Source organism: Intestinimonas sp. UBA1698 (assembly GCF_002320075.1).
In the GTDB taxonomy this organism is placed as follows: domain Bacteria; phylum Bacillota; class Clostridia; order Oscillospirales; family Oscillospiraceae; genus Intestinimonas; species Intestinimonas massiliensis.
On sequence record NZ_DCJO01000033.1, the window covers coordinates 53,849 to 65,272 of the forward strand.

Here is an 11,424-nt window from a genome sequence, read left to right on the forward strand (position 1 = left end):
CTCTTGCCGGTCCCTATGTTCTCATAAATAGTATAGCATATTGAATAAAAAACCGCAAATGTACTTATACGCCTACGACCAGCCAGGCCCCCAGCAGACCGATCCCCGTACCCAGCAGGCCGCCCGCCAAGACTTGGATCGGCGTATGCCCCAGCAGCTCTTTGAGCTCCTTGCTGAACAGGGCGGGCTTCATCTCCATCCAGTGGTCCATCATGTAGTTGAGGATCTTAGCCTGTTCGCCGGCCGCCCGGCGGACATTGGAGGCGTCGTACATCACAACGATGGCCACCACGGCGGCAATGGCAAACAGCGGCGAGGACCAGCCGTAGAGCATCCCTGTGGTGCTGGCGCAGGCGCAGACAAAGGCAGAATGGGAGCTTGGCATCCCGCCGCTGGCCCAGATGTACCGCCAGTCCAGCCGCCGTCTGGTGATCAGCACCACCACAACCTTCAGCACCTGAGCGGAAGCCCACGCAATGGCAGAGAGCACCAGGATCAGATTTCCCATATGGTAGTTGGGCAGATTATATTCAGGCATCTCACATCACTTCTCCCGTCCCGCCAATTGATCCGCCAACCAGCACAAAAAGCCGCGTTCCTCAAATGTGGACAGCGCCTCTTCCGCTTCCCGGGTCAGCGTTTCCACCAGCTCCCGGCAGGCATCCAGGCCCTTAAGGGTGTAGAATGTGGTCTTCTCATTGGCGCTGTCGGAGCCAATGCTCTTGCCCAGTGTCTGCTCGTCCCCCACCACGTCCAGCATATCGTCCCGGATCTGGAAGGCCAAGCCCAGCTTCTGAGCATAGCGGCGCACCGCCGCCCGCTCCAGCTCGTCTCCGCCCGCCGCGATGCAGCCCATCTCTGCGGCGGCTGCGATCAGCGCTCCGGTCTTGAGGGCTTGAAGCCGCTCCAGCTCCTGCTGGCGCAGGCTGCGTCCCTCCGCCGCCATGTCCAGCGCCTGGCCGCCTACCATGCCCCGGGCTCCGGCGGCCCTCGCCAGGCAGGCACACGCCGCCGTCACCCTCTCCGCAGGCAGGCATTCGCCCCCCTCTAGCGCAGTTTCAAAGGCGGCGGTCAGCAGGCCGTCTCCCGCCAGGACCGCCATAGCCTCCCCAAATACCTTGTGGTTGGTGGGGCGGCCCCGCCGGAGGTCGTCATCATCCATGCAGGGCAGATCGTCATGGATCAGAGAATAGGTATGGATCATCTCTGCCGCACAGGCAAAGGGCAGAGCTTGGACCGGGTCCCCGCCGCACATACGGCAGACCTCCAGAGTCAGAACGGGCCGCACCCGCTTACCGCCTGCCAAAAGGCTGTACTCCATGGCGTCATACAAACCGGCCATGGGCTCGCACGCCCGAAAACGCTCCTTGAGGCGGACCTCGATCAGGGTGACATCTTCATCTAGCTGCTTTCGATAGTCCATATCATCCCTCCCCGGGCAGAAACGGCTCTTCCGCCGGCTTCCCGCCGGGCCCCGCCGAGAGCTTGACCACCTTCTGCTCAGCCTTATCCAGCAGGCCGGAGCACTGCTTCATCAGCGAGGTGCCCTCCTCAAACAGCTTGAGGGATTCCTCCAAAGGGGCCTCCCCTTTTTCCAACTGGGTCACGATCTCCTCCAGGCGGGCCATGCTCTCCTCAAAGGACCTCTTTTTTTCCGCCATCGTTCTCTCCTCCTTGCTTGGCCTCCACCCGACAGCGGAGGGCTCCGTCCGCCAGGCGCACCGTCACATTGTCTCCCGGCTCCACGCCGGACACGGATGCAAGTACCCGCCCCGCCCCGTCGGTGGTCAGAGCATAGCCCCGGCTCAGCACCTTCAGGGGGCTGAGCGCATCCAGCGCCGCGGCCAGCCGGGCAAAACGTTCCCGCTCCACCGCCAGCGTGCCGTGGAGCCCGTGGACCAGGCGGCGGCTCTGGTAGTCCAGCAGCATCCTCCGGTCCTGGATGTAGTACAGCGGGTCCTGCAGGGCCCGGGCCCTGCCCAGACGCTCCAGCTCCCGCCGGTTACGCTCCAGCCTGCTCCCCATGGCCTGTTCCAGCCGCGCTTCGTATTGGAACAGCGCCGCGAACAGCTCGTTCTGATCGGGCACCGCCAGTTCTGCCGCGTTGGAAGGTGTAGCCGCCCGCAGATCAGCCACGAAATCCGCAATGGTCACATCGGGCTCGTGCCCCACCGCGGAGATAACGGGAGTCTCACAGTCGTAGATGGCCCGTGCCACGCCTTCGTCGTTGAACGCCCACAGGTCCTCCATGGAGCCGCCGCCCCGGCCGGTGATGATGAGGTCGGCCACCCGGTGCTGATCGGCATACCGAAGGGCCGAGGCGATCTCGCCCGGCGCTTCCACCCCCTGGACCCGTACCGGCAGCAGCACGATCCGAGCCAAGGGCCAGCGTGCCCCCAGAATGCGCAGCATATCCCGCACTGCCGCCCCCGCGGGTGAGGTAATCAGAGCGATCCTTTGGGGATACCGCGGAATCGGCCGCTTATGGCCCTGGTCGAAAAGTCCCTCCCGAAAGAGCTTTTCCTTCAACTGTTCAAAGGCCACATGCAGGTCTCCGACGCCATCCGGAGAGAGCTCCTGGCAGTAAAGCTGGTACTGTCCGTCCCGCGGAAAGACAGCCACCCGGCCAAAGGCCACCACCTTCATCCCGTTTTCCGGCCGAAACCGAAGCCGGGACGCCTCCCGGCGGAACATGACGCACCGGATGGCGCCCCCCTCGTCCTTCATGGAAAAGTAGTGGTGCCCAGAGGGGTACATCTTATAGTTGGAGATCTCCCCGCGGACAAAGAGGCCGGACAGAAGTCCGTCCCGGTCCAGCAGGTCTTTGATATAGCCATTGACCTGGGATACGCTGTAAACACGCCCCTGGATGCTCATGTGCTCGCCTCCTGTTTCAGGGCCCGACCGGCCAGGATGGCCACGCCCAGGGCGTTGTCGGTGGAATACTGCGGCGGGGCAAACACCGCGTCCGTCATCCGCCCCCGGAGCAGTCCATTGGAGGCCACGCCCCCGGAGCAGAGCACCGGCAGGCCGGGGTAACGCTCCAGCGCCGCCCGGGTGGTACGGACCACCGCTCCGGCGACCGTCTCCAGGACAAACCGCGCGATCCGGGCCGGATCGGTCCCGTTTTCTGCCTGTGCCTTAACCTGGTTCTCCACCCCGGACAGCGAAAATGTTAAGTCCTTTACCTTGACGGGAAACCCCTGGACCTCCTCCGCACCGCGGGCCAGTGCATCCACAGCCTTCCCGGCGGGAAAGGTCAGGTTCAGCAGCTTACCCGTGCGGTCAATGAGCTGGCCGGCAGAGATGTCGCTGGTGCCCCCGATGCAGGTACACTCCACCGTGGCCCCGGCGGGCTCCACCAGCACCAGCTCCGTAGTGCCGCCGGAAAGATGCCACGCCAGATGGGGACGGTCCAGCAGCTCCGCACGCCCCGCCGACCAAGCCGCAGCGGCGATGTGTCCCTGCTGGTGAGCGCAGGGATAAAACGGGACATGGAGCAGATCCGCCAGGCTCCGCCCCTGAGACTCCCCCGCCAAAAAGCAGGGCATATAGGAGCCCTCCACCCATCGCGGCTTGACGCTGGCCCCCACGGCGGAGATCGGGGCGTCCAGTTTCCCCTCCGTCCGGAGCTGATGAATCAGCAAGGGCAACCGCTTTACATGCTGGAACAGCGCGTCGCTCTGCCGCAGGCCCAAAGCCCCCTCGGGCACCTCCAGCAGCCGTCCCAGATTATAGCCTCTCATCCCGTCGAACAGGGCCACTGAGGTGGTGTAGTTACTGGTGTCGATTCCCAGACAGACCGGCATACCCTATTCCCCGTCCGCAGCAGGGGCGGCGGGCTGGTTGGCCCGCTCCGGAGGCAGCTCGCCCCGCATGAAGGCGCCCAAAATGCCATTGATAAAGGAGACCGTCTCCGGCGCCTCATAGTGCTTGGCGATCTCCACCGCATCGTTAATGGCGGCGGCGGCGGGGATATCCGGCATGTATAAAATCTCATACATGGCCACCCGCATCACGGCTGCCGCCATGCGGGAAATCCGGGAAAAGGCCCAGCCGATGGCATATTTGGAAATATAGCTGTCCAGCTCGGGCCCGTGACTGCAGACTCCCTTCACCAGCGCAGATATGTACTGGCGCTGTTTTTCGTTGGGGAATTCTGCATAGAGAGGCTCCTCCTCCCGAAGCGTCTCGAAGTGCTCCCTGGTCAGGGAGCGGTCCAGCAGCTCCTCAGCGCTCAGGTTGGAAAAGCCCAGCTCGAAGGACAGATGGACGGCGATCTCCCGGGCAATGCTTCTGGTCATGGCGGTTCCTCCCACAAAACGTTCTTTTATATCCAATCCTCTTTCAACGGCGGCGCGCTCCGCCTCTCCGGACGGATGCCGCTATTCATACAGCATAGATTATATACATTTTCCCCTCAAAAATAAACACCAAATTACCACAAAAAAGCATTGGGCGACCACTCGCCCAATGCTTTTTTCGTGCGGTCAGGAAATTACTGGGGCTTGCGGGTCTCTTTGTCAAAAATGACCCCGCCCACATTGACGTTCACAGCCTCGACCGTCAGACCGCTGGTCGCCTCGATGCTGCTCATCACGGCCTCCTGCACAGCCCGGCCCACCTCTGGAATGGTGTGCCCGTATTTGACCAGGATATTGACATCCACGGTAACGTTCTCTTCGGCCACCTCCAGGCGGATGCCCCGGCTGAGCGTCTTTTTGCCCAGCAGCTCGGCCAAATCGGTGCCCAGGTTGGCGGCCAGTCCCCCGACGCCCTCTACTTCCAGCGCGGCGGCGGCGGCAATCACCGCCAGGACCTCTTCCGATATATGGATATTGCCCAGTTCATCCGACCGGGAAACATACTCCTTGCCCTCGCCCATGAGAATCACGCTCCTTGTTGTAGTAGTAGCATTATACCACAAAACGAGCGAATTACAATGACTTTTTAGCTGGCCTGGATGATCTTGATCTGGCTGGCCTTCAGTCCGGTCTCTCCCATGACGATTTCGCTGATCCGGGCGGTGTCGGTGTCGGTCAGGCCGTTCTCGCTGGCCGAAACGACCACGCTGATGCCGTTATCGCTGAGGAAGGCCACGCAGTCGCCATAGCCCTTGGCGGTGACCAGATTCTCGATCTGGGCCTCGGCCAGGGTGTTGGCGGCCATGGTCTGGATGGCCTGGTTGGCCTGGTCCACGGACGCCTGATCCGCCTTCTCGTCGCCGGCGGCCTGCTGCAGCAGGGACAAGGCGCTGTCCCGGGCCTGCTGGCGGTTGAGGCGGGCGCTGGCAAAGTAGCCGCTGCTCGTCTGAGGCGCCTGGGTCTCCGTGCCATCTGAGGCGCTCGGGGTGGGAGATGCCCCTCCTTTATTCCCGAACAGTGCGTCGGTGTCCGCGCCGGAGCCGCCTACCAGGGCGGCCTCGCCCAACACCTTTCCCGTCCCCGCAGAGACCCCGTTCCCCTCCTGGCTGTAAGACCAGTTGAGGTAGACCGCCGCGCATACGAACAGGACGATCACCGCCACTACCGCGTTCCGTTTCCATAGCTTCATTGTCTGTTCCTCCTTATTTTCCCTTGCAGATACTGATTTTATCGGAACCCAGCCCCGTCAGAGCGGAGACCGCTTCCACCATCGCCAGCCGGATACCGGGGTCGTCCGCCCCCTCGCACACCACCAGAGCCCCCTGAAACTGGGGGTAGATCTGCTGGAGCGGCACCGCCTCTTCCCGTCCCGAACCCTGAGAGACCACCACCGTACTGCGGCTTTCCTCGGTCTCCCCCTCTTTTTGCGAGGTGGAGGCGTCTTGAGCCAGCACCTGGCGGGTGCTGGTCTTTACTGTCAGCGCCACGGAGACCTTTCCCGCTCCCTCGACCCGGGAGAGGGTATCGGCCAGCTTGCGCTCCAGCCCGTCCAGATCGAAGGCCAGGCCGGCAGACTCCATCGCAGCCGCCTGTTCCCGCGCCGTCGCGCTCCCGCCCAGATCCGGCAGGGTGAGCAGGACGATGCCCGTCAGGATCACCAGCAGAACGAATTTATACTTTTCCAGAAGGACCAGGAGCTTTTGCCCGCTCCGGACTACACCTTCCGCACTTTTCTTCATTCCAGGTCACCGCTTTCGTATGTTTGGCGGTCGGCTGGGATGGCCAGATCCGCCTCGATCTGCCGTGTCAGGGTCCGGCGTTGGGCCTCGTCCAATGTGCCGGTGATGACCACCGCTGCAGGATAGGGCATATCGCCCGTTCCGACCTGGCAGGTCACTGTCACCCGCTCCAAATGAGCCCCGAAAGCCTCCGCCTTGTCCAGAATATATGCGCCGGTACGCTCGGCTATGATGGTTTTCATCAGGTCCAGGTTAGTTTCTTCCAGCTCCAGGTCATAGGCGCCAAAAGCGGCCTGATAATCGGTCGCCGCGATGGCCATGGCGCTGTAGTCAAAGGTGAGGACGGGCTGCAGTACAGCCAGCAGCAAAACCAGTCCTCCTACCAGCTTTCCCACCTTCCGCACCGTGCCGGATGGGGTAAGGCTGTCCGCCAGCGCGATGATCATGGCGGCACAGGTGACCCCCACCAGCCACTGTCTCAACAGCTCCATCATGCCGTCACCACCGAGATGGCCGAGATCATGGAGACCAGCAGCAGCAGGGCGCAGGCTCCCGTCATGCCCAGCACCAGACCGAAGGCCCCGCCGATGTTGTCGATGAGCCCGGCCACCCGGCCCTCCGCCACCGTGGCGGACAAGGCCGCCGTCAGCTTATAGGCCAGATAGTGGACCCCAAGCTGCAAAAATGGGATCACGCACATGGACAGCACTGCCAGCATCCCAAACACCCCCACGCTGTTTTTCAAAAGCCCGGCGCCGGCCAGCACCGTCTCCGCCGCATCGGACAGGATGCCGCCCACCACCGGCACCATGCCGGAGACGGCGAACTTAGCCGCCTTTATCGCCACCGCATCGGCGGAGCCGGCAATCACCCCGCTGACTGTAAGATAACCCACAAAGGCCAGCATGATGGTGGTGAGGGCCGAGGTCACCCCCCATTTGAGCAGTCCGGCCACTCGCTTGAGCCCCTCGTTTCCCACGGCCGCATGGGCCACGCAGGCGGCGATATAGGCGTACACCAGCGGGAGCAGCAGCCGGTCGATCAGCGTCAGGAGGACATCGGCAAAAAAGACCGTGGCTACCTGCCGGGCGACCGCCCCCGCCGGTGACCCTCCCGCCGCCGTCGCTGCCGCCAGGGTGGGCAGCAGCACCTTGGAGAAGGAGTCCATGCTGTCCAGCGCCTGCCGCCCCATGCCGATGAGGGAGCTGACGTCAGTCACCGCCACGGCTGTGATGGCCAGTGCCCCCACAATGGGCACGATTTCCAGGCTTGTCCCGAAGCCCGTTCCGGAGTAGGCCCCATCCCCCAGGGCACAGAGCAGCACCACCGTCAGCAGCAGGATGCCGCTGCGCACCGCCTTGCGCACCACGCCCCACAGGGCGGCGCTCCCGGTATCCAGAATGGACTGAAGGCCCTCGTTCAGATCCACCTGCGCCCCCGCGTCGCCGGGGGCGTACTCTCCCGCCGCCTCGGTCAGCTTGTCCAGCTCCAGGGCCTCGCCTTGCCGGACCAGCACATCGCTCTCCGCCGCCTGGGCCGGTCGGGCCAGCAGCACCGCCAGCGCCAAAACCAGCAGTGGGATCATGGCCTTGCTTGCATATCTCATACATTCACACCTTGCCTACAGCAGTCCTGTCACCATACTGAGCACTGTGCGCAGCAGAGGCAGGGCCACAAACAGGGCGGAGGCCGCCCCGGCCGTCTCCACAAAGGCGGCGATACCGTTCTCCTTGGCATCCCGGCACAGTTCCGCCGCAATTCGGGTCAGAATGGCGATGCCCACCGTCTTGAGCACTGGGGCCAGAATGGCCGGTGACAGCCCGGCAGTATCGCCCAGGGTGTCCATCAGCTCCCGGACGCCTTCCAACGCACCCAAGGAAAGCCCCAGGATGACCGTCCCGGCCGCCAGGGCCAGGACCAGCCCCAATTCGGAGGCATTTTTCTTCACTACCACCGCGCACAGAGCGGCGGCCACGGCCACAGCCGCGATCTTTACCATATCCGGCATGGTACATCACAGCCCAAACAGGTTTTTTACCAGGTTGAACAGATCGCTGATCTCCTGAACCACCATCATTAGCACCACCACGAGCCCCGCCAGGGTGGTCATGGTGGCCTGCTCGTCCCGCCCCGAGCGGGTCAGCACCTGATTGAGCACGGAAACCAAGATGCCGATGGCCGCTATTTTGAAAATCAGATCTACATTCATGCTTTCTCCACTTCCCCCGCAGCCGCTCCCCGGCGGTCTGTTCGAAATCGGTTTACAGCAGGAGAATGACCGTCAGCGCACCGGCTCCCATGCCCAGCACACCGTACATCCGGCCCAGCCGGTTCCGATCTTCCTCCGCCCGTTCCAGGCAGCGGGCCAGCTCGGCTAGGGCAGACTCCAGCGCCTCCCTCTGTCCATCTCCGTCATAACGGCCCAGCACCTCCCCCAGCCCCGCCAGGACCAGAGTTTCCTCTCCCGAGAGCAGCAGGTCGGGCTCAGCGTCCAGCGCCTCCCGCCACAGCTCGCCCAGGCTCTTCTCCCCCAGCCGGTCCAGACTGTCCCGGCACCGGGCGAAGAAATAGCAGGCCGGGGCCTGTGCCCGTTTTGCTACGACGGCCAGCAAGTCCGGCATAGGGGTCAGCCGAAAAGAGAGCTCCCGCTCCATCAGTTCCAGCCCGCCGATCAGCGCGCGCAGGCTGGTCACCCGTGCCCGGAGCTGGGCTGCGGCTCCAAACCCGATGCTGGAAGCTCCCGCCATCAGGATCAAAGCGCCGGCCAGTTTCAGCACAGCCACTTCCCCCTTTCCGGCTCTGTCACCTCATAGTGCCGCCCGGCCTCACCCGCACGAATCAGGACGACCCGCCGGAACAGTCCGGCGTCCATCAGCCGCCGGTAGAGCGGCCGGGTCCACAGGTCCCGCAGGGACCCACCATGAGCGGTGCACAACAGCGCCACACCGCAGCCCGCCGCCTGTTCCAGAGCCTCGATGTCCTCTGCCGCGGTAATCTCATCGGCCGCCAACACCTGAGGATTCATCCCCCGCAGCAGCATGGCCAGCGCAGCCCCCTTGGGGCAGCCGTCCATCACATCGGTGCGCTCACCCACGTCTACCTGGGGGACCCCCTCGTACATGGCGGCCACCTCACCCCGCTCATCGGCCAGCCCTACGCGCAGGGCCTCCATCCCCACCCCGTCAGAAATGCAGCGGACCAGGTCCCGCAGCAGCGTGGTCTTGCCTCCGCCGGGCGGCGAGAGCAGCAAGGTGCTGTGCAGTTTCCCGCCCTCCAGAAGTTTGGGCAGCACCCCCGCCGCCGCTCCGGGCACCTCATGCGCAATCCGGATGGCCAGCGAGGACATCTGCCGCAGATTATGTATCTCCCCGTCTCGAACCACCGCGCTGCCGCAGATGCCTACCCGGTGACCGCCCCGGACGGTGACGAATCCGCATTTCACCCGGTCCAGCACCGTGTGCGCCGAGGCCCGGCTGGCCACCTCCAGTACCAAACCCAGATCCTCCGGGCGGACCGGGCCTGGGCAGTGCGGAATCTCCCGCTCCCCCGCCGGTCCCGCCACCATGGGCGGCCTGCCGGCCCGCAGCCGGAATTCTTCCGCTCTGGCCTTGTCCCTCTCCGGCATTTTACATGCCGCCTGCCGCAAATCATAGGGAAGAAGGGCCGCCGCCTGCTCGAACCGAGCTGCCTCCGTCCGCACCCTTATCGCCGTCTCCATGGGTTATTTTCCCCCTTGTCCTGTGTTGATGCTCCATTCTATGTATGGTTGTCCATGTCTATGACTGGACCGTTCAAAAGTTTTCTGATGCAAAGGTCGGAGGGATTGCGATGTGGACATAGCCAGGTGCTCAGGGGGAAAAATAAAGGAGCAGCTCTGCGCTGCCCCCTGAGACAAATTATGTAAAAGGTCTTCCCTCACCGCACAGAACAAAGGGGGGCAATATGAGCGGAAATGTGGTAAAGTGATTTCATGGATCAGCAGATGACCCTGTCAGCATTCAGCGACGCTCTGGCGAATGTACGGACGAAGAAAAAAGAATTTCTATCGCAGATAGATCGCATTGTTCCGTGGGGAGAATGGGTGTCGAAAATCAAGCCGTGCGATTACAAGGGGAGCGCGGGAATAAGCCCTACGATTTGGAACGGATGCTGCGGATCTATATGCTTCAAAATCTGTATGACCTGTCGGACATGGGAACCGTAGCAGAGGTCATAGACAGCCGCGCGTTTTCCGCGTTTTGTGGCGTTGATTCCAGCAACCAGGTGCCGGACGGAGACACGCTGGGACGCTTCCGCCATATTCTTGAGGAGAACGGGATTCAGCAGAAACTGTTCGCCCAGGTGGTCCGGCGGCTCATGGAAAAAATAATAAAATGACTTGTGCGTAGCTTTTCAGCACCGTAAAACTTGAAAGGAAGCACATAGTTACTTCTATTCTCCCGCAAAGCATCGATTAGCGCATTTAGGACTATGGGCTCTCTTTGTTCTGGTGGTCTATTTTCCAACTCATGCTTAAGCTTGGCTGTGCGTGCTTCACCAAATAAGCTTCGCAAATGTTCATCAAACTTGGTGTTACTACTTAAAGCCATGTTAATGCGGTTGTAATTAAAGAAATCCTGCTGCGGGACGAACTCACCGCCAGCTACTTTGTGGCCGTGTGGAAGATGCTCCGCAAAAAGGGCTGCGTCCCCAGCGCCCTCACGCAGAATGTGAAAGACCTGCTGGCAAGCCCGGCCATCTCCAACATTCTGGACAACACGGATTTTCTGATCCTGTTGTCGCGGGCTCAAAGTGACCGGGCGATCCTCGCCAAGCAGCTGGGCATTTCCGAGCACCAGCTCTCCTACATCACCCACTCCAATTCCGGCAAGGGGCTGCTGTTCTATGGAAATGTGACCATCCCGTTTGTGGATCGGTTCCCCAAGGGAGAGATCTATAACCTGCTGACCACCCGCCCGGAGGATATGGCCCATGAACGAAAAGACGAATAAGGCCGGGGCCACTTCGGGACAAAAAGGGTCCGTTGGCAAAATAGCAACTTAACCGCGGGAGAGAAATTGTGCGCAAGAAAAAAGACGCCGGATGGCGTCAGTTCATGGCCCAAATCATTCTTATTGCTCTGGAATGAGGCCTACATGGAAGATCCCGTACCCGTCAAGGAGGAATATACCTATCAAGTCGGCAAAATTCAATTCATTGTCACGCCTGTCTACAAGGACAAAGGCAAGTCCATGCATGACATCCTGTTGAAGCTGATGCTGGCCGATCTCGAGCCAGCTTAACTGTTCCATCGACATCCTTAACACGGGCAGTCGGCAGAG

The 11,424-nt window shown here is 62.0% G+C and carries 16 protein-coding genes and 2 pseudogenes; 3 read left to right on the top strand and 15 right to left on the bottom strand.

Annotation, left to right across the window (positions count from 1 at the left end; all coding sequences use genetic code 11):
• Positions 1-64: 64 nt before the first annotated feature.
• The 15 genes from B3H64_RS07300 to B3H64_RS07370 all read right to left on the bottom strand — a co-directional run bounded on the left by B3H64_RS07300 (position 65) and on the right by B3H64_RS07370 (position 9,821).
• Positions 65-538, bottom strand: coding sequence for a divergent PAP2 family protein (locus B3H64_RS07300; RefSeq protein ID WP_094762433.1), 474 nt, complete (start codon positions 536-538; stop codon positions 65-67).
• A 6-nt stretch (positions 539-544) separates the two neighbouring features.
• A complete protein-coding gene (locus B3H64_RS07305; RefSeq protein ID WP_286734124.1) occupies positions 545-1,423 on the bottom strand; it encodes a polyprenyl synthetase family protein in 879 nt (292 codons plus the stop codon).
• Between the two features lies 1 nt (position 1,424).
• Positions 1,425-1,661, bottom strand: coding sequence for an exodeoxyribonuclease VII small subunit (xseB, locus tag B3H64_RS07310; RefSeq protein ID WP_050618428.1), 237 nt, complete (start codon positions 1,659-1,661; stop codon positions 1,425-1,427).
• Positions 1,636-2,877 (bottom strand): exodeoxyribonuclease VII large subunit, encoded by a 1,242-nt coding sequence (xseA, locus tag B3H64_RS07315; RefSeq protein WP_278895288.1) that lies wholly within the window; start codon positions 2,875-2,877, stop codon positions 1,636-1,638. The genes xseB and xseA overlap by 26 nt, the downstream gene beginning before the upstream one ends.
• Positions 2,874-3,809 (bottom strand): DNA-binding protein, encoded by a 936-nt coding sequence (locus B3H64_RS07320; protein WP_286734128.1) that lies wholly within the window; start codon positions 3,807-3,809, stop codon positions 2,874-2,876. The genes xseA and B3H64_RS07320 overlap by 4 nt, the downstream gene beginning before the upstream one ends.
• Positions 3,810-3,812: 3 nt before the next feature.
• Positions 3,813-4,304, bottom strand: a complete 492-nt coding sequence (gene nusB / locus B3H64_RS07325) for a transcription antitermination factor NusB (protein WP_050618431.1) — start codon at positions 4,302-4,304, stop codon at positions 3,813-3,815.
• 194 nt (positions 4,305-4,498) lie between these two features.
• Positions 4,499-4,885 (bottom strand): Asp23/Gls24 family envelope stress response protein, encoded by a 387-nt coding sequence (locus B3H64_RS07330; RefSeq protein WP_050618432.1) that lies wholly within the window; start codon positions 4,883-4,885, stop codon positions 4,499-4,501.
• A 65-nt stretch (positions 4,886-4,950) separates the two neighbouring features.
• Positions 4,951-5,553, bottom strand: a complete 603-nt coding sequence (locus B3H64_RS07335) for a SpoIIIAH-like family protein (RefSeq protein ID WP_286734133.1) — start codon at positions 5,551-5,553, stop codon at positions 4,951-4,953.
• A 13-nt stretch (positions 5,554-5,566) separates the two neighbouring features.
• On the bottom strand, positions 5,567-6,103 hold the full coding sequence (locus B3H64_RS07340) for a stage III sporulation protein AG (RefSeq protein WP_286734135.1): 537 nt from the start codon (positions 6,101-6,103) through the stop codon (positions 5,567-5,569).
• On the bottom strand, positions 6,100-6,597 hold the full coding sequence (locus B3H64_RS07345) for a stage III sporulation protein AF (RefSeq protein WP_238074459.1): 498 nt from the start codon (positions 6,595-6,597) through the stop codon (positions 6,100-6,102). The genes B3H64_RS07340 and B3H64_RS07345 overlap by 4 nt, the downstream gene beginning before the upstream one ends.
• Positions 6,594-7,709: a stage III sporulation protein AE gene (locus tag B3H64_RS07350; RefSeq protein WP_256319448.1), complete on the bottom strand. Its 1,116-nt coding sequence runs from the start codon at positions 7,707-7,709 to the stop codon at positions 6,594-6,596. The genes B3H64_RS07345 and B3H64_RS07350 overlap by 4 nt, the downstream gene beginning before the upstream one ends.
• A 15-nt stretch (positions 7,710-7,724) precedes the next feature.
• On the bottom strand, positions 7,725-8,111 hold the full coding sequence (locus tag B3H64_RS07355; protein WP_050618437.1) for a SpoIIIAC/SpoIIIAD family protein: 387 nt from the start codon (positions 8,109-8,111) through the stop codon (positions 7,725-7,727).
• Positions 8,112-8,117: 6 nt separating this feature from the next.
• Positions 8,118-8,312: a stage III sporulation protein AC gene (gene spoIIIAC, locus B3H64_RS07360; RefSeq protein WP_033116648.1), complete on the bottom strand. Its 195-nt coding sequence runs from the start codon at positions 8,310-8,312 to the stop codon at positions 8,118-8,120.
• Between the two features lie 52 nt (positions 8,313-8,364).
• A complete protein-coding gene (locus B3H64_RS07365) occupies positions 8,365-8,880 on the bottom strand; it encodes a stage III sporulation protein AB (RefSeq protein ID WP_286734143.1) in 516 nt (171 codons plus the stop codon).
• Positions 8,874-9,821 (bottom strand): stage III sporulation protein AB, encoded by a 948-nt coding sequence (locus tag B3H64_RS07370; protein ID WP_050618439.1) that lies wholly within the window; start codon positions 9,819-9,821, stop codon positions 8,874-8,876. The genes B3H64_RS07365 and B3H64_RS07370 overlap by 7 nt, the downstream gene beginning before the upstream one ends.
• 264 nt (positions 9,822-10,085) lie before the next feature.
• Between B3H64_RS07370 and B3H64_RS07375 the strand changes: the two are divergent.
• The 3 genes and pseudogenes from B3H64_RS07375 to B3H64_RS07385 form a co-directional block, all read left to right on the top strand.
• Positions 10,086-10,468: pseudogene (locus B3H64_RS07375) on the top strand (transposase); the annotation flags it as partial.
• Between the two features lie 248 nt (positions 10,469-10,716).
• A pseudogene (locus B3H64_RS07380) lies at positions 10,717-11,094 on the top strand (VirB4-like conjugal transfer ATPase); the annotation flags it as partial.
• Between the two features lie 144 nt (positions 11,095-11,238).
• The gene (locus B3H64_RS07385) at positions 11,239-11,385 is read left to right on the top strand and encodes a hypothetical protein (RefSeq protein ID WP_286734145.1); all 147 of its coding nucleotides are present in this window, start codon (positions 11,239-11,241) and stop codon (positions 11,383-11,385) included.
• Positions 11,386-11,424: the final 39 nt, after the last annotated feature.

Bases quoted from the DNA above. Each gene is read 5' to 3' on its own strand.
- B3H64_RS07300 (WP_094762433.1), bottom strand. From the start codon at position 538: ATGCCTGAATATAATCTGCCCAACTACCATATGGGAAATCTGATCCTG.
- B3H64_RS07305 (WP_286734124.1), bottom strand. From the start codon at position 1,423: ATGGACTATCGAAAGCAGCTAGATGAAGATGTCACCCTGATCGAGGTC.
- xseB (WP_050618428.1), bottom strand. From the start codon at position 1,661: ATGGCGGAAAAAAAGAGGTCCTTTGAGGAGAGCATGGCCCGCCTGGAG.
- xseA (WP_278895288.1), bottom strand. From the start codon at position 2,877: ATGAGCATCCAGGGGCGTGTTTACAGCGTATCCCAGGTCAATGGCTAT.
- B3H64_RS07320 (WP_286734128.1), bottom strand. From the start codon at position 3,809: ATGCCGGTCTGTCTGGGAATCGACACCAGTAACTACACCACCTCAGTG.
- nusB (WP_050618431.1), bottom strand. From the start codon at position 4,304: ATGACCAGAAGCATTGCCCGGGAGATCGCCGTCCATCTGTCCTTCGAG.
- B3H64_RS07330 (WP_050618432.1), bottom strand. From the start codon at position 4,885: ATGGGCGAGGGCAAGGAGTATGTTTCCCGGTCGGATGAACTGGGCAAT.
- B3H64_RS07335 (WP_286734133.1), bottom strand. From the start codon at position 5,553: ATGAAGCTATGGAAACGGAACGCGGTAGTGGCGGTGATCGTCCTGTTC.
- B3H64_RS07340 (WP_286734135.1), bottom strand. From the start codon at position 6,103: ATGAAGAAAAGTGCGGAAGGTGTAGTCCGGAGCGGGCAAAAGCTCCTG.
- B3H64_RS07345 (WP_238074459.1), bottom strand. From the start codon at position 6,597: ATGATGGAGCTGTTGAGACAGTGGCTGGTGGGGGTCACCTGTGCCGCC.
- B3H64_RS07350 (WP_256319448.1), bottom strand. From the start codon at position 7,709: ATGAGATATGCAAGCAAGGCCATGATCCCACTGCTGGTTTTGGCGCTG.
- B3H64_RS07355 (WP_050618437.1), bottom strand. From the start codon at position 8,111: ATGCCGGATATGGTAAAGATCGCGGCTGTGGCCGTGGCCGCCGCTCTG.
- spoIIIAC (WP_033116648.1), bottom strand. From the start codon at position 8,312: ATGAATGTAGATCTGATTTTCAAAATAGCGGCCATCGGCATCTTGGTT.
- B3H64_RS07370 (WP_050618439.1), bottom strand. From the start codon at position 9,821: ATGGAGACGGCGATAAGGGTGCGGACGGAGGCAGCTCGGTTCGAGCAG.
- B3H64_RS07385 (WP_286734145.1), top strand. From the start codon at position 11,239: ATGGAAGATCCCGTACCCGTCAAGGAGGAATATACCTATCAAGTCGGC.